General features: G+C 70.2%; 17 protein-coding genes and 1 pseudogene. 7 read left to right on the top strand and 11 right to left on the bottom strand.

The genetic code is table 11. The features are described 5' to 3' along the window. From K206_RS0130530 to K206_RS0130565, 8 genes are all read right to left on the bottom strand, one after another. Positions 1–464: GDP-mannose 4,6-dehydratase (locus K206_RS0130530; protein ID WP_020206121.1), on the bottom strand; the 464-nt coding region annotated here is incomplete at its 3' end. 66 nt (positions 465–530) lie between these two features. Continuing rightward, positions 531–2,756, bottom strand: coding sequence for a polysaccharide biosynthesis tyrosine autokinase (locus tag K206_RS0130535; protein WP_020206122.1), 2,226 nt, complete (start codon positions 2,754–2,756; stop codon positions 531–533). A gap of 72 nt (positions 2,757–2,828) precedes the next feature. Further along, positions 2,829–4,208, bottom strand: a complete 1,380-nt coding sequence (locus tag K206_RS0130540; RefSeq protein WP_020206123.1) for an undecaprenyl-phosphate glucose phosphotransferase — start codon at positions 4,206–4,208, stop codon at positions 2,829–2,831. Positions 4,209–4,318: 110 nt separating this feature from the next. Further along, positions 4,319–5,812 carry a mannose-1-phosphate guanylyltransferase/mannose-6-phosphate isomerase gene (locus tag K206_RS0130545; RefSeq protein ID WP_043367387.1) on the bottom strand — a complete coding sequence of 498 codons (1,494 nt, stop codon included), beginning with the start codon at positions 5,810–5,812 and terminating at the stop codon, positions 4,319–4,321. A 200-nt stretch (positions 5,813–6,012) separates the two neighbouring features. Then, positions 6,013–7,017, bottom strand: coding sequence for a GlxA family transcriptional regulator (locus tag K206_RS0130550; protein ID WP_029044265.1), 1,005 nt, complete (start codon positions 7,015–7,017; stop codon positions 6,013–6,015). A gap of 646 nt (positions 7,018–7,663) precedes the next feature. After that, complete coding sequence (locus K206_RS0130555; protein WP_020206126.1) at positions 7,664–8,353, bottom strand: PIG-L deacetylase family protein; 690 nt, start codon at positions 8,351–8,353, stop codon at positions 7,664–7,666. Positions 8,354–8,393: 40 nt separating this feature from the next. Then, the gene (locus K206_RS0130560; RefSeq protein ID WP_020206127.1) at positions 8,394–9,452 is read right to left on the bottom strand and encodes a glycosyltransferase family 4 protein; all 1,059 of its coding nucleotides are present in this window, start codon (positions 9,450–9,452) and stop codon (positions 8,394–8,396) included. Further along, positions 9,452–10,729 carry an oligosaccharide flippase family protein gene (locus K206_RS0130565; RefSeq protein ID WP_020206128.1) on the bottom strand — a complete coding sequence of 426 codons (1,278 nt, stop codon included), beginning with the start codon at positions 10,727–10,729 and terminating at the stop codon, positions 9,452–9,454. The genes K206_RS0130560 and K206_RS0130565 overlap by 1 nt, the downstream gene beginning before the upstream one ends. A 315-nt stretch (positions 10,730–11,044) precedes the next feature. On the opposite strand from K206_RS0130565, the gene K206_RS0130570 reads away from it, so the two are divergent. From K206_RS0130570 to K206_RS43945, 4 genes and pseudogenes are all read left to right on the top strand, one after another. Next, on the top strand, positions 11,045–12,232 hold the full coding sequence (locus K206_RS0130570) for a glycosyltransferase (protein WP_020206129.1): 1,188 nt from the start codon (positions 11,045–11,047) through the stop codon (positions 12,230–12,232). A 270-nt stretch (positions 12,233–12,502) separates the two neighbouring features. Further along, complete coding sequence (locus tag K206_RS39740; RefSeq protein ID WP_155888350.1) at positions 12,503–13,138, top strand: DapH/DapD/GlmU-related protein; 636 nt, start codon at positions 12,503–12,505, stop codon at positions 13,136–13,138. 74 nt (positions 13,139–13,212) lie between these two features. Continuing rightward, positions 13,213–14,358, top strand: coding sequence for an acyltransferase (locus K206_RS0130580; RefSeq protein WP_020423976.1), 1,146 nt, complete (start codon positions 13,213–13,215; stop codon positions 14,356–14,358). A gap of 46 nt (positions 14,359–14,404) precedes the next feature. Continuing rightward, a pseudogene (locus K206_RS43945) lies at positions 14,405–14,839 on the top strand (IS3 family transposase); the annotation flags it as partial. 46 nt (positions 14,840–14,885) lie between these two features. Here the strand turns inward: K206_RS43945 and K206_RS0130590 are convergent. Both K206_RS0130590 and K206_RS0130595 read right to left on the bottom strand, forming a co-directional pair. Further along, positions 14,886–16,880 carry a hypothetical protein gene (locus K206_RS0130590; protein ID WP_020206133.1) on the bottom strand — a complete coding sequence of 665 codons (1,995 nt, stop codon included), beginning with the start codon at positions 16,878–16,880 and terminating at the stop codon, positions 14,886–14,888. Positions 16,881–16,884: 4 nt separating this feature from the next. Next, positions 16,885–17,508 (bottom strand): phosphatase PAP2 family protein, encoded by a 624-nt coding sequence (locus K206_RS0130595; protein ID WP_020206134.1) that lies wholly within the window; start codon positions 17,506–17,508, stop codon positions 16,885–16,887. Between the two features lie 256 nt (positions 17,509–17,764). Between K206_RS0130595 and galU the strand changes: the two genes are divergently transcribed. After that, positions 17,765–18,769: a UTP--glucose-1-phosphate uridylyltransferase GalU gene (gene galU, locus K206_RS39745; RefSeq protein ID WP_081651571.1), complete on the top strand. Its 1,005-nt coding sequence runs from the start codon at positions 17,765–17,767 to the stop codon at positions 18,767–18,769. Between the two features lie 16 nt (positions 18,770–18,785). Here the strand turns inward: galU and K206_RS0130605 are convergent, their stop codons facing one another. After that, complete coding sequence (locus K206_RS0130605; RefSeq protein WP_029044266.1) at positions 18,786–19,253, bottom strand: GDP-mannose mannosyl hydrolase; 468 nt, start codon at positions 19,251–19,253, stop codon at positions 18,786–18,788. Positions 19,254–19,740: 487 nt separating this feature from the next. Between K206_RS0130605 and K206_RS43270 the strand changes: the two genes are divergently transcribed. Both K206_RS43270 and K206_RS0130615 read left to right on the top strand, forming a co-directional pair. After that, complete coding sequence (locus tag K206_RS43270) at positions 19,741–19,896, top strand: hypothetical protein (protein WP_020206137.1); 156 nt, start codon at positions 19,741–19,743, stop codon at positions 19,894–19,896. 511 nt (positions 19,897–20,407) lie between these two features. After that, a partial coding sequence (locus tag K206_RS0130615; protein WP_008643195.1) for a site-specific integrase occupies positions 20,408–21,607 on the top strand: 1,200 nt, incomplete at its 3' end.

The raw sequence follows: 21,607 nt of genomic DNA on the forward strand, positions 1-21,607 counted from the left end.
CGCGGATAGAACGGCGTGGTCTCCTTCTGCGGAATCTCCTGCACCAGGCCGTACAGCTCGGAGGTGGAGGCCTGGTAGAAGCGCGTCTTCTTCTCCAGCCCGAGGATGCGGATGGCCTCGAGCAGGCGCAGCGTGCCGAGGCCGTCGGCGTTGGCGGTGTACTCGGGTTCCTCGAACGACACCGCCACGTGGCTCTGCGCCGCCAGGTTGTAGATCTCGTCGGGCAGCACCTGCTGGATCACGCGCAGCATGCTGGCCGCGTCGGTCAGGTCGCCGTGATGCAGGAACAGGCGCCGGTCGGGGTCGTGCGGCTCGCGATAGAGATGGTCGATGCGGTCGGTGTTGAACAGCGACGTGCGGCGCTTCACGCCGTGCACCTCGTATCCCTTTTCCAGCAGCAGCTCCGCGAGGTAGGAGCCATCCTGTCCGGTGATGCCTGTGATCAGAGCAACCTTGTGCGACATTGCGTTTCTCCTGCCGTGCGTTGGTGTTGGGGGGGCGGGTGTGAGGAAGAGGCGGCCGGCGCCCGGCTAGCGCGCGCCGCCCTGGTAGCCGTAGTAGCCGCCGTAGCTCGAGCGCAGCTGCAGCGGCGGCTTGGGCACGTCGGTCAGCAGCACGCCCTGCAGCAGCACGCTGCCGTTGTTCAGGCGCCGCGCGGTCTCGGCCACCTCGTTGGCGGAATGGCGGCCGTGCCGCACCACCAGCAGCGTGGTGCCGGCGTGCCGGCCCAGCAGCGCGGCGTCGGTCACGGCGAGCACGGGCGGCGTGTCGATGATGACCATGTCGTAGCGCTGCTTGAAGCAGTCGAGCAGGGAGTCCAGGCGGTCGCCCATCAGCAGCTCGGCCGGGTCGCCCGGCAGCGTGCCGCGCGGCAGCACGTCCAGCCCAGGCAGCACGTCATGCGTGACCGCCGATTCGATGTCGGTGCCCATCAGCGCGTCCGACAGGCCCGGCACCTGCGGCAGGCCGAAATGCGAGTGGACCTCGCCGCGGCGCATGTCGCCGTCGATCAGCAGCACGCGCTTGCGCCCGGTGGCCACCAGCGCGGCCAGGTTGACCGACATGAACGACTTGCCCGCGTCCTGGCTGGCGCCGGTGAGCATCACCACGTTGTTCCTGGCGCTGGCCAGCGCGCCCTGCAGGCTGGTGCGCAGGCTGCGCACGCCTTCCACCGCGATGTCGTCCGGCGCGCGCGCGGCCAGCACGCTCTGGCGGCTGCGGCCCAGGCGCAGCTCGCGCTGCAGGCGCAACTGGGTGCGGCTGCGCGGCACCACCGCGCACACCGGCACGCCCAGCATCCGCTCGAGCTCCTGCGGGTTCTCCACGCCGCCCCACAGCCCCTTGCGCAGGAACGCCAGCAGCGCGCCCAGCACCAGCCCCACGCCGCCGCTGATGAGCACCAGCACGGCGCGCTGCGGGCGCACCGGCTCGTCGGCCGGCTCGGCGAAGTCCACCACGCGCACGTTGCCCACCTGCCCGGCCTTGATCACGCGCAGCTGCTGGGCGTTGTTGAGCAGGTTGGTGTACAGCTCGGTGTTGACGCGCACGTCGCGCTCGAGCCGCACCGCGGTCTGCTCGGTGTCGGGCAGCACCGAGACGCGGCGCTTGAGCGCGCCCTGCTGCGCGGTCAGCGTGGCGATCTGCGCGGTGATCGCGCTTACCGCCGGGTTCTCGTCGGTATAGAGCGTGCGCACCTCGGCCAGGCGCGTGGTCAGCTTGTCGAGCGAGGCCTTGTTGTCGACGATCTGCTGCAGCAGCAGCCGGCTTTCCTCGCCCAGGTTGACGGTGCCCTGGCGATTGCGGAAGGCGTTGTAGCGCTCCTCGGCCTGGTCCACCTGCTTGCGCAGCGCCGGCAGCTGCTGGTCGAGGAAGGCCAGCGTGTGCTCGGCCTCGGCCGAGCGGCGGCCGATGTCCTGCTGCACGAACTGGCGCGCGATGGTGTTGATGATGTCGGCGGTGAGCTTGGCGCTGGGCCCTTCGATGCTGGCGCGGATGATGCCGGACTGCAGCGCCAGCTCGCCCACCGAAAGCGCGCGCTGCACGCGCTCCACGGTGCCCACGGTGGAATAGCGCACCAGTTCGAACTGCGAGCCCTTGCGCCCGGCCAGCTCGTCCACGCGCACGCTGACCGGGCCCAGCGGCGTGGCGGCGCTGGCTTCCTCGCCCACGCGCCCCTGCAGCACGGCCTTGCCTTCGGGGTCGCGCACGGTGAAGCTGCGCTCGCCGTCGGACACCAGCACGAAGCGCTTGCCATAGAACTTCTGCGGCGTCTCGAACGACGACACCGTGATCGACTCGGCGCCCCAGGCGTAGTCGGACAGGCCCAGCAGCGTGGTGGGCGCCGCCATGCCGTCGTTGAGCGACGCCAGCCAGCGCCCGACCACGGGGAAGTAGCGCGGCCCGGCGGCGATGTCCAGATGCAGCTTGCGCACCGCCTCTTCCACCACCAGCCGCGAGCGCAGCAGCTCGGTCTCGGCCGCCGCGGTGGACTTGGAGTCGAAGATCGACGACAGCGTCTGCAGCGAATTCTGGTTCTGGTTGTTGGGGTTGCCCTTGCTGTCCTCGACCTGGATCAGCGCGTCGGCGCGGTAGACCGGGCTTTGCAGCAGCGCGAAGGCGGTGCCCGCCAGCAGCGCGACCAGCGTGACCGCCGCGATCATGCGCCAGTTCTCCAGCAGCGTGACGAGGTAGTCGGACAGGCGAAGCTCCGTGGCGCTGGAGACGTCGGTGTACTGGGTATCGAACTTGGCAGCCATAACAAGCGACTCCCTGATGGCGATTGCTTCCCGCCGGGGGCTGCGCCAGCGCAGTCCCCGGTCCCCTCTGTGTCAGTACGCGTTGCGGTGGATCAGCCCCTTGGCCACGGTGGCCGCGATGATGCGCATGTCCAGCGCGAACGACCAGTTGCCGAGGTAGTACAGGTCGCAGGCGATGCGGCCTTCCATCTTCTCGATGCGGTCGGTCTCGCCGCGAAAGCCGTTGACCTGGGCCCAGCCGGTGATGCCGGGCTTGACGCGGTAGCGGTGGATATAGCCGCTCACCAGCTTCTGGTACTGGTCGTCGTGCTCGATGGCGTGCGGGCGCGGGCCCACCACCGACATGTCGCCGCGCAGCACGTTGAAGAACTGCGGCAGCTCGTCCAGGCTGGTGCGGCGCAGGAAGGCGCCCACGCGCGTGATGCGCGGGTCGTCGCGGGTGGCCTGCGTGACCACGCCCGTGGCTTCCACGTGCGCGCGCATCGAGCGGAACTTGTAGATGGTGAAGATGCGGCCGTCGGTGCTCTTGCGCTTCTGCTTGAACAGCACCGGCCCCGGCGACGAGAGCTTGACCGCGATGGCGATGGCCAGCAGCAGCGGCGACAGCCCGACCAGCGCGGCGGCGGCGAACAGGCGGTCGAACACGTCCTTCTGCCGCAGCGCGCTGTCGGACAGCGGCGAGGCCACCAGGTTGATGGCGGGCATGCCGATCAGGCTGATGGTGCCGCTGTCGAACAGCGCCAGGCTGCGCAGGTCCGGCATGAAGCGCACGTTGACCAGTTCCTCGCGGAACTCCGCCACGAACTCCAGGATGGTGCGCTCCTCCGACAGCGGCAGCGCCAGCCACACTTCATGGATGTCCTGCGAGCGGATGTAGCGGTGGAACGCGGCGCGGTCCTCGAAGGTGGGCACCTTCACGTTGAGGCTGCCCACCGCCGGCGCCACATTGAACGCCGCCACCACGCGAAAGCCCGAGGCCGGCGCCGCCGCGCTGCGGCGGATCACCGCGCTGCAGTGCGCGCCGCAGCCCACCACCGCGACCTTGTGCAGGTTCATGCCGGCGCTGCGCACCTGGCCCAGCACGCCGTGCGTGAGCAGGCGCGAGAGGATCAGCAGCGCGCCGGTGGAAGCCGTCCAGTAGACGAACCACAACCGCGACACGGTGGCGGCGTGGTGCAGCGAGAACAGCACCATGATGCCGCACAGCTGCACCAGCAGCCAGGCCAGCGCGAGGTGGCCGGCCAGTCCGAACTTGGAGCGCCCGCGCCACGACTCGTAGATGCCGAAGGCCGGGAACAGCGCCAGCGTGAAGGCCACCGACAAGGCGAGGAAAACGTCGTAGAAGGTGCGCTGCGCCATCTCGTCGAAGCGGATGTGCGAAGCGATGGCGGCACCCGCGAACACCAGCGCGACGTCCAGCAGGCGCGCCAGCAAGCCTTCGATCTTCAGCATTTCCCCTCTCCCGATGCCTTCCCGCCACGGCCCGGGACCACGCCCGCGCCACGTCTTGCCGCCCGTTCTTCCGCCGCCTCCCCGCGGCGCCCCCGCCCGTGCGCGCCGCGTCAGGCGCAGCGCCCGTAGGTGTCGTCCACGCGCACGATGTCGTCCTCGCCGAGATAGCCGCCGGACTGCACCTCGATGATTTCCAGCGGCAGCTTCCCGGGGTTTTCCAGCCGGTGGAGCACGCCCAGCGGGATGAAGGTGGACTGGTTCTCGCTGAGCAGGAACTTCTCCTCGCCGCGCACCACCAGCGCGGTGCCGCTGACCACCACCCAGTGCTCGGCGCGGTGGTGATGCAGCTGCAGCGACAGGCGCGCGCCGGGCTGCACCACGATGCGCTTGACCTGGAAGCGGTCGCCGTGCTCGATGGAGTCGTAGAAGCCCCACGGGCGCCGCACCTTGCGGTGGGCGTCGGCTTCCGGCGCGTGCTGGATCTTCATGCGCGCCACCACGTCCTTGACGTCCTGCACGTGCGAGCGGTCCACCACCAGCACCGCGTCGGCGGTCTCGACCACCACGATGTTGCTGGTGCCCACGCAGGCCACCAGGCGGCCGTCGGAATGCACGTAGCTGGAGTGCGCGCCCTCGAACACCACGCGCCCGCGCGCGGCGTTGCCGGCGGTGTCCTTGTCCATCGCGTCCCACACCGCGTCCCACGAGCCGAGGTCGGACCAGCCCGCCTCGAGCGGCACCACCACGCCGCGGCAGGGCGCGTCGCCGCAGTCGAGCCGCTCCATCACGGCGTAGTCGATCGAGTCCGAGGGGCTCAGCAGGAACTGCCGCGCGCACGGCCGGAAGAACTGGCCGTCCTGCTCGCCCTCGGCGGCCGCGGCGACGCACATTTCGTGGATGGCCGGGTGCAGCGATTCGATGGCCTTGAGCCAGACCGAGGCGCGCACCACGAAGATGCCGCTGTTCCACCAGTAGTTGCCGCTGGCCACGTACTGCGCGGCCAGTTCCAGCGCCGGCTTTTCGACGAAGCGCTCCATGTGGCGCACGCCGTCGGCCATCGGCTCGCCGAGCTTGATGTAGCCGTAGCCGGTGTCGGGCCGCGTGGGCGGCACGCCGAGCGTGACGATGGCGCCCTGCTCCGCGTGGCTGGCGGCCAGCGCCAGCGCGCGGTGGAAGGCGCCGGTGTCGGGGATGGCGTGATCGGCGGGCATCACCACCAGGATCGCGTCGGCGCCGTCGGCGCGCGCCAGCGTGGCGGCCAGTGTCAGCGCGGGCGCGGTGTTGCGGCGCGCCGGCTCCACCACCAGCCGGCCCTGCATGCCGCCGGCCTGCAGCTGCTCGGCGGTGACGAAGCGATGCTCGTCGCCGCACACGATGATGGCGGTGGCGTCCACCGGGTGCCGGCCGGAGAAGCCCTGCATGCGCCGCACGGTGGCCTGCAGCAGCGAGTCCGGGCCGACCAGGTCGATCAGCTGCTTGGGAAAGTGCTCCCGCGACAACGGCCACAGCCGCGTGCCAGCGCCGCCGGCCAGCACCACCGGCGTGATGCGCAGGCGCGCGGCCACGTCCTGCGCCTGCGCGGGCGCCGCTGCCGGCGCTTGCATGGATGGCGCCGACTGCATCGGCAACGTCCCGGCCACGGCTTCCACGAGCGTCTTCGACATATCCCTGCCCTCCTCGATCGGGAGCCGCGCTCCCGGCGCGCCGCGCAGCGCGGCGCCCGTTGTCCGATGCGGCATCGCGCATGCGCGGCGATGCCGCCTGCGCTGCGCCCTGTGCAACTGCCGCGGTGCGCGCATGGCGCTCACCCCGCGCAGGCGATGCCGGCCTTGCTGCGCTGGCGGTACTCGGTCGGCGAGATCGACATGCGCTTGCGGAAGATCTTGGCCAGCCGGTCGCCATTGCCCATGCCGCAGCGGCGCGCCACCTTGTCGACCGGCAGCTCGGTCTCGGCGAGGAAGCTGCAGGCGGTGTCGAGCCGCGCATGCAGCAGGTAGTCGGACGGCGTCACGCCCATCTCGAGCTTGAAGCGGCGCAGGAAGTTGCGCTCGCTCATGGTCGCCACCTGGGCCGCGTCGGACACGGAGATCTGCTGCTCGCAGTGCTCGTGCAGCCACCGCGCGGCGGCGCGGATCTTGTCGCCCACGCTGGTGGTGCCGGTGTCGGCCAGGCGCGGCATCAGGCGCGCGGTCCAGGCCGGCATCACGCGGCTGCCCACCGCGCGCGCCACGTCCAGGCCGAGATCGCGCTTGATGAGCGTGAGCGCGCTGCGCACCAGCTCGTACTGCTCGCCCGATTCGTCGGCGCTGTGCAGCCCGTAGACCACATTGCCGTGCTCGCCGCCCTGCGACTTGAGGATGCCCGCGGCGGCCAGCACCGCGCGCCCTTCCGCGATCGGCCGCACCGTCGCGGTCCGCGGCGTCACCACGCGCAGCCAGCGCAGCAGCCGCTCGTCGGCCGCGGCATTGCGCGCGCCGGCGCCGCCGGCGATGAACAGCACGTCGAAGCCGGCGAACTCGCGCGGGTCGAGCCCGTCGGTCCAGACCCGCAGCGCCGACGAGCAGGCCACGCTGCCGCCATCCACGGACAGCAGCTGGACGTCGTAGGCGGCTTCCTTGCCCGCGCCGGACGCGGAGCATTCATTGGCAGTCTGGAACAGCTCTGCCACCAGACCGGCACCTAGTAGTGAAAATCCGTCGAACAGGAGAATACCGACGCGTCGCGCGGCGCACTTGGAACGATTAATGGAAGTACTAAACGAGGAACTGAGCCAACTAACCGTCGCCGGTTCGAGCTGCGCATAGGGCATGGTTTTCCCCCCATTGAATTGACCGTTTCCTTCGAGAATTTTTTAATTGGTGTTGCGTTGCATCGTAGACATCCCGAAACCGTAGGAATACGGCGGTGTCGGAAAGTAGCGAAGTGTTGGCGGAAGGCGTCCGTCTATCAGAATAATCCCTGAAAAGTCCGTGCGACTCCCACTCCACCAGCAGGATTTAGGCCTGCTCGACGGTGCCAGCCCGGCTCCGGGGCGGCTTTGGACAACGCTCTTGCACTGTAGTGCAGCATGTTGCGAAGCAGCAAATATGGCGTAAAAACCAGTGCGCGCCAGCGAACATAGTGACCAATTAAAGTGCATGCCGGCATATAGGCAAGCCATTAACTTTTGCTTACAATTTTTCACTAGGCGGGCGCATGGCGTTGCCTGGTTATTTACAAATAAAAAAATTCGGAAAAAATAATTAATATGCTCCATTCGATATGGCCGGAGGCGGCGCGCAGTTCGCGTGATTCTTCCACTGTTACCGCGTCTTTCAGCGCGCAGGTGCCGTGCGCGCCGCCCGCGCGGCGGGCGGCGACATGGAAAGAAACGGCGGGAACGTGAGAGGCAGGCCCGCCCGGCTGGCGGGCAAAGCCAGGCGGCGGGCGGGCGATCGCGGCCGCGCGGCAGGCGTTCAGTCGCCCCAGCGCATGCGCAGGACGTGCAGCACCTCGGCCAGCGCGAAGCCGGATTCGGCGCCGCGCCACTGCGCCAGCGCGGTGACGCCGGCCACGCCGACGAGGTGGCCGGCGCCTTCGTGGATCTGCGAGACATGCCTGCGCAGCGCGTCGATCTTGCGCTGCCAGGTCGCGCTCACGTCGATGTACAAGGTGCCGCCGGCGACGTCGACGATGCCGCCGCCGCCCCAGCACGTGGCCGGGTACTCGTAGGCGGCCACCAGTCCCGGCGCGTGCTTGGCGCGGCTCGGCCGCGTGGCGGCCAGCCCGACCTCCCAGCAGTAGCGGTGGTCCTGGTGCGAGGACGCCAGCGGGATCAGCACCTCGTCCGGCTCGAAGCGGTTCTGCAGCATGTCCAGCCGGTGGATCATCTGCGCGCGCGGCACGGTGTCGAGCGCGCCGTCGAAGCCGGTGGTCAGGACCTCGGTGGCCTGCACGCCCAGCACGTTCATCGACTCCAGGAACTCGTTGAGGCGCTCGCGCTCGCCGACCACCCGGCCCAGGTTCAGCGAGCGGCTGGTGCCGGCCGTGGCCAGCACCACCATGACCTCGCCGCCGGCGTCGACCACGCGCGCGAGGTAGCCGCCCACGCCCAGCTCGGCGTCGTCGGCGTGCGGGCTCAGGACAAGTACACGCTTGCGTTCCATCTCTGCCTCCTCCTGTTTTCATGTCCCGCCGCGGCGGCGCTCAGGCCGAGCTCACCAGCCGGCGCGCCAGCGCGCGGTACTGGCCGGCGGTGTCGTTCAGCGTGAGACCGTCGAGCGAGCGCGCCATGCGCGGCTGGGCCAGCGCGCGCGTGAGCGCCGCGCCGTAAGCGGCGGCGTCGCCGGTATCGAGCAGCTGCACGCCCGGGTAGTCGCGCGCGAAGGCGAAGGCGGGAATCGCGCTGGCAACCACCGGCACGCCAGCGGCCAGCGCCTCGAGAAAGGCGATGCTGTGCGCCTCCGAGGCCGACGGCATGGCGAACACCGTCGCCGAGGCCAGCAGCTCCGGCACGTTGTTCTGCGGGCCGTTGACCCACACCTTGTCGCCCAGGCCAAGACCGGATACCTGCGCGCAGACCTCGGCGTAGTAGGCCGGGTCCTCGATCACGCCGTACATCTCCAGCCGCGCGTCGGGCACGTCGCGCAGCGCCTCGCGGAACGCCAGCACGGTCTGCAGCTGGTTCTTGATGGCCGCGTAGCGGCCCACCTGCACCACCAGCGGCGCGCGCGCCGGCGCGGCCGGGCGGATGAAGAAGCGGCCGGTGTCCACGCCGTTGGGGATGACCGCCATGAGCGGATGCTCGCCCACCGCGCCGATGTAGTCGCGGAGGTTCCCCTGCGACACGCCGATCACGGCGCGCGCGCGCGTGGACAGCAGCCGCTCGACGTTGCGGAACAGCTTGCGCTCGAAGTCGTTGGCGGCCGAGTGCATCACGTACACCACCGGCACGCGCGACGGCAGCGCGCGCGCGTAGAACGCCGGGATGGTGGCGTGGGCGAACAGGATGTCGGGCCGGCACGCGCGCAGCACGCCGCGCAGGTGCCACAGCCGCCCGGGCAGCTTGTGCGGCCGGGCGGGGAACAGGCAGCGCACGCCGGCGGCGTCGAGCTGGGCGCGCAGCGGCGCGAAGTCGTCCTGCTGCGGCATCAGCGCCGACACGCACACGGTGTCGCCGTGGGACTGCTGGTGGATCGCCAGGTCCTTGGCCAGCATCTCCGCGCCCGACAGGCGCGGGGTCAGCACCAGATGAAGAATCCGCATCATGCCTCCTTTTGCGCGCGCGCGCCGCGTATTCGGTGGATGCGGTAGAGCATCCAGGCCGCGGCGCACGACAGGCCCAGCGTCATCGCCCACGCGAGGCCGGTCGCGCCGCGGTAGTGCGTGGCGGGCGGCACCGCGGCGAGCAGCACGCAGATCTGGATCACCGAGGCCTCGGTGGCCGCGCGCGGCAGGCCCACCGCGCGCAGGTACGCCACCAGCACCGCGATCAGCGCGCCGATGGCCATGTAGATGGCGAAGATGCGGAACAGCGGCACCGCGCCCAGCCACGCCGGCCCCAGCACCAGCAGGAACAGCGGCTCCGCGGCCAGCCGCAGCGCCACCACCACCGCGGCCAGCCCCAGCCCGCCGAGCAGCACGAAGCGCCGCAGCAGCGTGGCGTCGGAGCCGTCCTGCTTGCGAAAGCGCGCGGCGAAAGTGGGGAACAGGTACTGCGACATGGCGATGCCGGCATCGGCCAGCAGCATCTGCGCGAACTTGGACGACATCTGGTACACGCCGAGCTGCGCCGGCCCGAGCAGTTTGCCGACGATGACCTTGTCGAACTGGTTGAGCAGCAGGTTGACCACGCTGCCGGCCCAGATCCAGCGGCTGAAGCCCATGTAGTGGCCGATGCCGGTCCAGCGCGGGCGCAGCGGCGGGCGCGGCTTCATGCCCAGCCACGTGAGCGCGCTCTTGAGCGATTCGCCGGCCAGCAGGCCGATCAGGATGGCGCCCGCGCCCGCGCCGGCCAGCGCGCAGGCCACGCCGACCACGCAGTCGGTGGCGGCGGCGGCCACCTCGATGCCGGCGATCTGCTGGAAGCCGCGCTCGCGCGTGACCACGAAATAGGCCGGCGAGGCCAGCCCGCGCACCAGCGGCAGCGCGGCGGCCATCAGCAGCGGCAGCAGCGCGCCGTCGAGGTGGAACTGCGCCTGCAGCACCGGCGCCAGCGCCGCCAGCAGCAGCGCCACCAGCGCGCCGCGGCAGGTCAGCACGGTCCACAGCGCGCCGAGCTGGTCCGGCGAGGGCGGCTGCTGGCCCTGCACCACGGCCTGCGGCAGGCCGGTGTCGCTGAGCGCCTCGGCGATGGCCACGGCCAGCAGCGCCACCGCGGCGATGCCGACCGCGGACGGGCCGAGGATGCGGCCGACCACCAGGAACTTGACCGCCACCAGCCCGCGCACCATCACCTGCTGGCCCAGCACCCACGCGGCCGAGCTGGCATGCAGCCCGGACCGCGGCAGGAAGGCGGCTGCGCCGCGCAGGGATCTGGCCATGTTGCTGTGCCCCTCGGTGACGTCGTGGACAGGCGCTCGGGCGGCGCGCGGCGGCGGCCGGCACCGGGGATGCCGGTGACGCGGCCAACGCTTGCGAGCCATGCGGCCCAATCTACCGCAGCCGCGCGGGCGGCAATCGCCAGGGCATAGCTTTAATCCGTCACCCCGCGGCGGCGCACGCGGGCCAGTGCTTTTCCGCCAGCGGGGCGCAGATTGGCGGCTGGCGCGGCAGGCGCAGTGCTAATGTGAAACGGAGGATTCTCCGCAACCCGCTGCACGGCGGCCCGCGCCGGGCCCGCTGCGTCCGGACCCGCCATGCCCGACCCGACCGCACTGATCATCGAGCACGACTTCACCGGCCACCGCTGGCGCTATGTCGAGTGGGCGATGCAGGCCTACCGCGAGGCCGGCTACCACTGCATGGTAGCCACCGATCCGGCCAACCGCGAGCACCCGCTGGCGCGCCGGCTGCTGGCCGGGCAGCCGCCGCACACCACGCTGCTGTTCGTGCCGGCCCCGGCCGGCGCGGGCGCGGGTGCCGGCCGCGTGGCCTATGTGCGCTTCTGGCGCATGTTCCGCCACGCGTTCCGCATCGCCGGCGCGGAGCGACCCGCCTCGCTGGTGGTGGTGCCGTATGTCGATTACTTCCTCTACGCGCTGCCGCTGCTGGGCTCGCCGTTCGGCGCGGTGCCGTGGGTCGGCATCACCATGCGCGCGAGCTTCCATCACAGCAAGGTGGGCGTGAAGGCGCCGCGCCAGCCGCTGGTCAACGCGGTCAAGACCTGGCTGTTCCGGCGCGCGCTCGACACCGGCGGCATGAAGACGCTGCTGTCGATCGACCCGACGCTGCCGCAGTGGGTGGCCTCGGCCAGCGGCCGCGCCCAGGCCGTCGCCTACCTCGCCGACCCCTGCCCCGAGGCGCTGCCGGCCGATCCCGCGGAGGCGCGCACGCGGCTCGGGCTGGGTCCGGGCCGGCACCTGCTGGTGTATGGCGCCATCAGCGAGCGCAAGGGCATCCGCGAGCTGGTGGCGGCGCTGGCGGCGCATCCGCGCGCGCCCGCGCTGGTGGTGGCGGGCCAGCAGGACGCCGACGTGCGCGCGTTCCTGCGCGAGGCCAGCCGCGCGCTGTCGCCGCCGATGGTAATACTGGACCGCTTCATCTCCGACGAGGACGAGGCCGCCCTGTTCTGCGCCTGCGACGCGGTGTGGCTCGGCTACAAGGGCCACTACGGCATGAGCGGCGTGCTGGTGCAGGCCTACCGCGCCGGCAAGCCCGTGATCGCCACCGCCGACGGGCTGATCGGCTGGTTCTGCCGCGGGCGCGAGCTGGGGCCGGTGCTGGACGATCTCTCCCCCGCGGCGATCGGGCGCGCGCTCGACCAGCTCGGGCAGTCCGCGTGGCCGGCGCCGGCGGCGCCCGCCGCCGCCGCGCCGCGCGCGCACCTGCTCGCGCGCAACACGCTCAGCGAATTCAAGCAGACGCTGCGCCGCGCCGCGGCCTAGGCCGCGGCCGGCCTGGCGCCGTAGTGCCAAGCCGCCAAAACGCCCCTTGCGAAAGGCCATTCCCGGCAAATAGCGATTCGCCCGCTGTTTCACGTTCGATAATTTTCCCGACAGGAACGAAATGAATGAAATCGCGAACGGTGCGCGAGGGGCGAAGGACCGGACATGAAGACCGAAGCATACGCAGACTACCTGGAGCGCGCGGCCGGCCCGCGCGAGGCGGCCACGCCGGAAGCGCGTGATGTGCGTGATGTGCGTGATGCGCGCGACATGCGCGACACGCGCAATGCGCGCGACGGCACCCGGGCCGCGTCCGCCGGCCGCGTGGTCGACCTCGACCTGGCCGGGCCCGGCAACTACGTGCGCCGCCGCGGCGTGCTGGTCGAGGCGATGTGGTTCGTGATCGAGGCCGCCATCATCAGCAACAAGCTGATCCCGTTCTCCGGCCTGCGCGCGGGCCTGCTGCGGCTGTTCGGCGCGCGCATCGGGCGCCGCTGCCGGCTGCTGCACCCGATCCGGGTCAAGTCGCCGTGGAACCTGGAGATCGGCGACAGTTGCTGGTTCGGCATGGACGTGTGGATCTACAACCAGGCGCCGGTGCGCATCGGCTCGAACGTGTGCATCTCGCAGGGCAGCTTCCTGACGGCGGGCTCGCACGCGCTGGACGGCAACATGGACCTGCAGGTCGCGCCCATCGTGATCGAGGACGGCGTGTGGATCACCGCCGGCTGCGTGGTGCAGAAGGGCATCACCATCGGGCGCTCGGCGGTGGTCACGCCGCTGTCGGTGGTGCACCGCTCGCTGGAGCCGGAAGGCATCTACGGCGGCAATCCGTGCCGCTTCATCCGCAAGCGCTTCGGCGCGCCCGCGGACATGAGCGAAGCGGACGCGCCCGGCATGCGGTAGGCGGCGCGCGCACGACCCGCGCCGGCCGCGCCAGGAGCAAGACCATCCCGACAGCGCGCTTGGAGGAGAACAGCATGGAAAACCCGGCAACCCGCGGCAAGCACATCGGCAGCCGCTCGATCGAACTCGACTTCGTGCGCGGGCTGGCCATCATCGCCGTGATGGGCATGCACTTCCATGCCGTGAGCACCGGCAACCCGCTCATCGCGCTGATCGAGTATCCGCTCAAGAACTTCGGCCGCGAGGGCGTCAACCTGTTCTTCACGCTGAGCGGCTTCCTGGTCGGCGGGCTGCTGCTGCGCCAGTACGCGCAGAACGGCCACGTGGACGCGCGCCGCTTCATCATCCGCCGCATCTTCAAGATCTGGCCGGCCTACTACGCGCTGATCCTGTTCCACGTGCTGGCCGGGCGGCACCCGACCAGCACCTTCCTGTACCAGAACCTCACGCACCTGCAGAACTACCTGGGCAGCTCCATCACGCAGACCTGGAGCCTCGCCGTCGAGGAGCACTTCTACCTGTTCCTGCCCGCGGTGCTGCTGCTGGTGGCGCGCCTGTCGCTGCGCGCCGGCACCATCCTGTGGATGACGGCGGCGCTGTGCGTGGTGGTGCTGGCCGCGCGCTGCTTCGCGGTGGCCAGCGGCGACCTCGAAGGCGCCTCGGCCTACACGCAGTACCGCATCGACAGCCTGCTGTACGGCGTCATGCTGGCCACCCTGTACTGGATGAAGCCCGAGCTGTACCACCGCATCGCGCGCCGCAAGATGCTGCTGGTGGCCATCGTGGCGGCCACGGCGGCGTGGCTGGTGCTGCTGCAGCGGAACCTGGTGCTGGAGGAGACCATCGGCTACACCATCCAGTCGATCGGCTTCGCCGCGCTGATCGTGCTGGTGCTCGAATACTCGGGCAAGCTGCGCACCGCGTGGCTGTACCGCGCGGTGGCGTGGACCGGCGTGTACTCGTACGGCATCTACCTGTGGCATTCGGTGGCGCTGGCCCCCGGCGACCTGTTCATCCGCAAGGCGACCGCGCTGGGCGTGCCGGCGGTGCCGCTGTGGGGCCTGGCGCTGGCGCTGCAGTTCGCGGTGGCCATCGTGGTGGGCTACGCCGCCACGCGCGCGATCGAATTCCCGTTCCTGCGCATGCGCGATGCGCTGTTCCCGGCCAACAAGCGCAGCGGCGAGCCGGCGCTGCAGCCAAGCGAGCGCCCCGCCGCTTGAGCGCGCCGGGCCCGCGCCGCGCACGGAGAAAACAGGGTGAACCACTGTGGCTAGGTACGCTCAGTCCATCAAAGACCGCGCCGTGGCGCGGATGCTGCCACCCGAGAGCGCCAGCGTCGAGCAGGTCTCCGCCGAGATGCGCATCTCGATGGCCGCGCTCGGGCGCTGGCGCGCCGACGCGCTGGCCATGCCGCCGGCCGACCCCGCCGCCGCCGGCGAGGCCCGGCTCGAGGCCGTGCTCGCCACCGGCACGATGGGCGAGCAGCAGAAGTCGCAGTGGTGCCGCGACAACGCCGTCGACCCGCTCGAGCTGGAATACTGGCGCCGCAGCGCCGCCGCGGCGCTGTCCGACAGCCGCGGCATGGGCGCGGTGCGGCGCCTGCACGAGCAGGACCAGCGCCGCATCCGCGAGCTGGAGCGCGAGCTGCGCCGCAAGGAGCAGGCGCTGGCCGAGGCCGCCACGCTGCTGGTGCTGACCAAGAACGTCACCGCGCTGTTCGAGACCTCGGGCAACAAATAGGCAGGCCCTACTGCGCCACGTAGCCTTCGGGCGTGGTCACGCCGGCCTGCGCCACCGTCGCGTTGGCCGAGATCACGTACAGCGGCGCCTCGGTCAGCGCGAGCGTGAGCGCGCCATTGGCATACGGCACCGTGGCCGCGTTGCCCATCATGTCCAGCACCGTCACGCTGCCGCTGGTGCCGGGCGCGTCCACGGTCAGCGTGTAAGGCACGCTGTAGGTCGCGCTGAAGCCGCTCGCGGCGCTCCAGCTGGCATTGTCGTGGGTCCACAGCGCGGTCACGATGCTGTTGCTGCCCAGGCGCTGGAACGCATAACCGTAGACGCCCTGCGGCAGGCCCTTGAGCGGACCCAGCGTGTTGGTGCCGTCGACCAGCCGCGTCATCGCCGCCACCGCCATCGCCGCCGGCTTGGGGCTGACGCGCGCCGGGCCGTGGCTGCCTTTCGGGTTGTCCAGGTTGAAGAAGATGCCGTAGCCGGGCTCGTCGGGCGGGTCGGCGGCATAGAACACGAAGCTCACGTCGGCGCCCTCGCCGAGCAGGATCAGGTGCGCGCGCGCCACCACCGCGCCGTGCGCGTAGAGGATGTTCTGGGTCGGGTAGTCGGGGCCGTAGGTCGCGCCGAGGTCGTAGCTGATGCCGGTCTCGGTGACGAACAGCCGGGCGCCGCGCTTGAGCCGCGTGGCCACCACGTGGCGCAGTTCGCGCATGGCCGCCGGCAGCGCGTTGGCGGCGTCCGCGGCGCTGGGCGCGCCGACCAGCCGCTCGGGCGGGTGCGACGGCGAGGTACCGGCGTCGTAGTAGCCGTGCGCGCTCAGGCCGTCGAGGTACTGCGCGATGCCCAGCGGCGCCAGGCGCTCGATCCACACCGAGTTCTGCCGCAGGAAGGCATTGGTGGTGCCCATCACCACCGCGTTGGGATCGTTGGCGTGGATGCCCTGCCACGTCGCCTTGTACATCGCCACGAAGTTCGCGTCGGTGTCCTTCCACGGCCGGCCGCCGTCGTAGTCGGGCTCCCACGTCACCTGGTAATAGTTGGCCGACTGCGCCGGGAAATAGCGCGCGCGCGCGGCGGCCGACTCCAGCCCCACGCGCGTCATGTAGTCCTGGTACGCCGGCATGGACTTGGGCGCGTAGCCGTAGGTGGGCTGGCCGGTCGGGCTGGCCCAGCCGGGGATGCCGTCGAGCTGGATCAGCCGCATCAGGTCGCCGGGCTGGAAGTAGGAAGCCAGCGGATAGGTGGCCGGGTTGAAGGTGTTGGGGCCGCTCGGCTCGGTGACGGACCAGTTGCGGTTGTCGTTGGCCCACGACAGGCCCAGCGCCGGATAGATCGGGCGATAGCCGTCGCCGTCGCAGCAGGTCTGGCCGGGCGCGACGAACGCCGTGCCCTGCCCGCCGAAGCGGTGCAGGTCCTGGCGCGCGTAGCTGGCCGCCGGCAGCACCGCGGAGACGTCGGGCAGCACGCCGAAGGTGGCGATGCCGTTGGGGCGCGTGCCGCGCGAGCGCAGGCCGCCGCCGGCCGAGGCCAGGCTCACCGACACGGCGAAGTAGCCGGCGGCGCTCGCCCTGCAATCCATCGTCGACACGCGCGGGCCGGCGTCCACCGGGAACTGCCCGTTCGCGCGGACCCGGCCCCAGGTGTCGGCGATGGACCAGTTGGCGACGTCGGCGCCGGCCGCGCGCGTGGTGATGCTCACCTCGAAGGTGCTGCCCGGCGCGAACATGCGCGAGCCGTCGCTGCCGGGCGTGTCGGCCTCGATGGTGTCGCCGTCGGGCGGGGCGTCGGCGCCGGCGGCGGGCGCGGCGCAGGTGATGGTGCCGCTGTCCGCCAGCCCGGCCGCGGCCGGCGGCGGCGCGCTGCCGGCCGGCCTGGGCTTGTCCGCGCCGTGGTCGCCGCCGCACGCGGTGGCGGCGAACAGGCACAGGCAGGCGAGCAGCGCGGCGGGCAGGGTATGGCGCGCGGCGCGGCGCGGCGGGCGGGTGGCGGCGGGACAAAGCAGACGCATCGCGCTAGTCTCCCTGGTAGCAGATCACCTGCGCGTAGTACGGAGAGTAGTGCCAGATGATCTGCTGCAGCGGCGCGTGGCGACCGTAGGCGACCGTGGCGACGGTGCACAGGCCGAGCAGCGCCGCCCCGGCGATCACGCTGCTGCCGGGCCGGCGCGGCGCGGGCGCGCAGGCGCGCAGCACCCAGCCCGCGATGGCGGCGCCGAGCAGCCAGCCGGCCACCACCTCGGCCGGCGTGTGCGCGCCGAGCAGCACGCGGCTCAGGCAGATCAGGGCCGCCAGCGCCAGGCCCAGTGTCAGCCCCGGCAGCAGTCCCCGTGTCGGGCCGGCGGCGCGCCAGCCCGGCCGCGCGCCGCGCAGCAGCAGCGCCAGGAACACCGACCACACCGCCGCCGAGAGCATCGCGTGGCCGCTGATCACGCGCATGTCGAAGCGCTCCAGCGCCAGGCCGCAGCCCGCGTGCAGCAGCTTGCTGGCCAGCACCACCGCCGAGCCCGCCGCCAGGCACGCGACCCAGCGCAGCGCGGCGCGCCACCCGTCCGCGCGCAGCAGCCACAAGGCCGTGGCGAACGCCAGCGGCAGCGTCACGGCAGCATCGCCAAGGTCTGTGATGCGATACCAGTTCATCGTGCTTGTTCGTTGTGCTTGCCCGTCGTGCGACGGTCCGGCTTGATGGTCCGACCGACGATCCGACCTGATGGCCCGACCTCATGGCCCGACTCTAAGGCCGCCGCGCCGCGCCGTGGCGCCCGCGCGCGCGCACTGTCTGAATAGGGCGAACTGTTGGCAGATGCCCGTCCGGCCACGGCGATACGCTGGCTGCACCTGGGCAAGCCGCGCCGCGGCCGCCTCGGCCGGGCAACCACACGACGGGGGTAGATCCATGCTCAAGATCAGGAAAGCCGTATTTCCGGTGGCCGGCCTAGGCACGCGCTTCCTTCCCGCCACCAAGGCAAGCCCGAAGGAAATGCTGCCGGTGGTCGACAAGCCGCTGGTCCAGTACGCCGTGGAGGAAGCCATCGCGGCCGGCATCACCGAGCTGATCTTCGTCACCGGGCGCAGCAAGCGCGCCATCGAGGACCACTTCGACAAATCCTACGAGGTGGAAGCCGAACTGTTGGCGCGCGGCAAACAGGCGCTGCTGGACCTGGTGCGCGGCATCAAGCCCGCCCACGTCGACTGCTTCTACGTGCGGCAGGCCGAGCCGCTCGGGCTCGGCCACGCGGTGCGCTGCGCCAGCAAGCTGATCGGCGACGAACCGTTCGCGGTGATCCTGGCCGACGACCTGCTCGACGCGCGCACGCCGGTGCTCAAGCAGATGATCGAGGTCTTCGACCACTATCACAGCAGCGTCATCGGCGTGGAGGCGATCGCGCCGCAGGACTCCCGCTCCTATGGCGTGATCGACGGCAAGCCGTGGGACGAGCGCGTGTTCAAGATGTCCGGCATCGTGGAGAAGCCCGCGCCCGAGGCGGCGCCGTCCAACCTCGGCGTGGTGGGCCGCTACGTGCTGATGCCCAGCATCTTCGCGCACCTCGGCGCGCTCGCGCCGGGCGCGGGCGGCGAGCTGCAACTGACCGACGCGATCCAGGCGCTGCTCGCCCACGAGCAGGCGCTGGCCTACCGCTACGAAGGCCGGCGCTTCGACTGCGGCAGCAAGCTCGGCTACCTGAAGGCCACGGTGGAGTTCGCGCTGCGCCATCCCGAGGTGGCGGCGCCGTTCGCCGAATACCTGCGCGAGGAATGCGCCGTGTTCGCGCAGCCGGCGCCCGCGAAAACCGGCGAAGCCGCGCAAGCCACTCAACCCACGGAAGCCACGCAGGCCGCGGCCAGCACGACCGCCGCCCGCGCCGCGCAGCGCGCCGGGCTGGTGCCCGAGGCCGCCTGAACGGCGCGGGCCGGCTTCAGCGGAAGTAGGCCTTGGTGTTCTCGTGCACGTCGTCGCGGCCGAGCAGTTCCCCGGGCGTCATCCAGCGGTAGGCGCTGTGCTGTTCCGGCATGCCCGCCGCCTCCCCGCCGCCCTGCGCCTCGTCCGGCATCGTCCAGGCGTAGGCCAGCACGACGTAGTGCGTGGTGACGCCCGGCTCCCCGGCGAAGTTGTCCGGGTAGTGATGCTCGAACACGCCGCGCGCCACCGCGCCGGCGCGCTCGGCGCCGGCAATGCCGAGCTCGTCCGCGACGATGCGCCGGAATGCCGCATCGAGGCTTTCGTCCTTGCGGATGCGCCCGCCCGGCACGAACCACGTGTCGCGCGCGGGACGGTTGCGGCGGCGGCCGAGCAGCGCGCGGCCCCGGGCATCGGTGACGATCAGGTCGATCGACACCAGCGGGGCGTGGCGCACCACGGCGAGGAAATCCATAGCACCGAGCATGGATGGCGGCTCCTGGAAAAATGATGGCAGTGGAAAAAGCAGCAGCGGCGCGGCAGCCGGCGAAACGCGGGACGGCGCCGGCGAAAGGGGGAATGACCGGGAACCGTCGACGCACTCTCGCCGGCGCAGAAAGGCGCCCCGCCCACCGGGGGATAGGCGAGGCGCAAAACGCGCGCAAGTGGGTCAGACCTGAGCGCGACGTTCCGAGCCTAACCGCGTCCGCGCGATCATAACGTGGGCTAGCGCACCGCGCGCTGCCACAAGCGAACGATTGGCGGAAGGCGACGGTCCGGTCCGCGGGCCACCGGCGGACCACCAGCGGCCGCCGGATTTTTCCAATCCACCCAGAGGTTGGGTATCCCTTCAGACTGCCCGGCGGCTGACGTTATTGCGGGAGCGGCCGGGAGTGGCCTGCCGCATGCCCGGCGCAGGCGCCCGGGTATCACCGCGCGCCCGCGGGGCACGCCCGAACCCCACGCAGACCCCCATGCAATCCGACCTGACCCTCCTGGCGGCGCTGTGCGCCGTTACCGCAGTGCTGTTCGCCGCGCTCGGCATCCGCTATCTGCGCAAGCGCTCGCGCGTGGACCTGTGCATCTCCCGGCTGGAACAGCAGTTGCGCGAGCGCCGGATGGGGCGGTGATGCCCGCCTTATGATTTAAAAATCACATAACGACCAGATCAGCCACGAGGCGGCCCGGTCCGAGTGCCGGAACAGAGCCCGAAAATATGGGTTATTCTCGACATCATGTCTTATAGACGATACTTATGATTTCCCACGTAACGAGCCGCAGTAAATGTATGCATAAATCTGAGAACTGGGCCACCGGCGAATTGTCCGCGTGGACGGCATCGTTACCGATCTTCGCAGCGGGGTTCCAGGGTACCCGATGCAGGCCATAGAGCGTGCAGGGTTGGAACGACGGGGTGTGGATGTCGCGGGGTGTAAAGGGCCATTCTTCGGAGTGGCCTTTTTTATTTCAGGATGACTCCAGTACCGCACTTTGCTGGACTACGCCACAGCCATATACAGCAAGTTTATCAATGACTTAGGCGAGTTCAACATATGCCGGTGCTTTCTGAAACTTGACCCGGCTTCCCTTCTACTGGCTCCTACGAGGCTCCTGGGAATCGGGTCTTTCCGAGGAGTCATCATGGCTAAGATCAAGCTCACCAAGTCCGCAGTAGATGCGGCACAACCCCAAGCGCAAGCCATCGAGCTGCGCGATACCCTTGTTCCCGGCTTCCTGTGCAAGATTACGCCGGCCGGTCGCAAGGTGTTCATGCTCCAGTACCGAACCAACGCCGGCGAGCGACGCAAGCCGGCCCTGGGCCTGTTCGGCGAGCTGACCGTTGAACAGGCCCGCTCGCTGGCGCAGGAATGGCTGGCCCAGGTGCGCCGGGGCGGCGATCCGGCAGCGGACAAGGCCGAGGCACGCCAGGCACCCACCGTTGAGGAATTGTGCAAGAAGTTCATGGAGGACTACTCCAAGAAGCGCAACAAGCCCAGCACCCGAGTCGGCTATCAAGGCGTCATCGACCGCTGCATCATCCCGCTGCTGGGCCGCAAGAAGGTTCACGACGTGAAGCGGCCGGACGTTGCCGGGCTGATGGAGAAACTTTCATACAAGCAGACCGAGGCGAACAAGGCGTTCAGCATCCTGCGCAAGATGTTCAACATGGCGGAGGTGTGGGGCTATCGGCCAGACGGCACCAATCCTTGCCGCCATGTCCCGATGTTCCCTGCCGGCAAGTCCACCCATCTCATCAGCGACGACGACATGGGCAAGCTGTTCCGGCAGCTCGACAAGATCGAGGTCGAAGGGCTTGAGAACTACGTCATCCCTCTGGCGATTCGCCTGCAATTCGAGTTCGCCGCCCGCCGCTCCGAAATCGTCACGCTCGAATGGGAATGGGTCGATCTGGAGAATCGGCGCGTCGTCTGGCCCGACAGCAAGACCGGCGGCATGTCCAAGCCCATGAGCGAGGAAGCCTACCGGCTGCTTTCGACGGCACCGAGACAGGAAGGCAATCCCTATGTGCTGCCGTCGCCACGCCATCCGGCGCAGCACCTGACCACAGGCGAATATTACGGCGGCTGGTGCCGCGTGCTCAAGGCGGCGGGTGCGACGCACGTGGGGACGCATGGCATCCGCCATCGCTCTGCGACCGACATTGCCAATTCAGGTATCCCGGTCAAGGTCGGCATGGCGCTGACGGCGCACAAGACCGTCGTGATGTTCATGCGCTATGTCCACACCGAGGACGATCCAGTGCGCGAGGCGGCCGAACTGGTGGCGAACCGGCGCAAGGCGATTACCGGCGCCAAGCAGCCTCCTGCGGAGGCGACAGCA

The sequence above is a fragment of the Cupriavidus sp. WS genome, assembly GCF_000395345.1.
Taxonomy (GTDB): Bacteria; Pseudomonadota; Gammaproteobacteria; order Burkholderiales; family Burkholderiaceae; genus Cupriavidus; species Cupriavidus basilensis_B.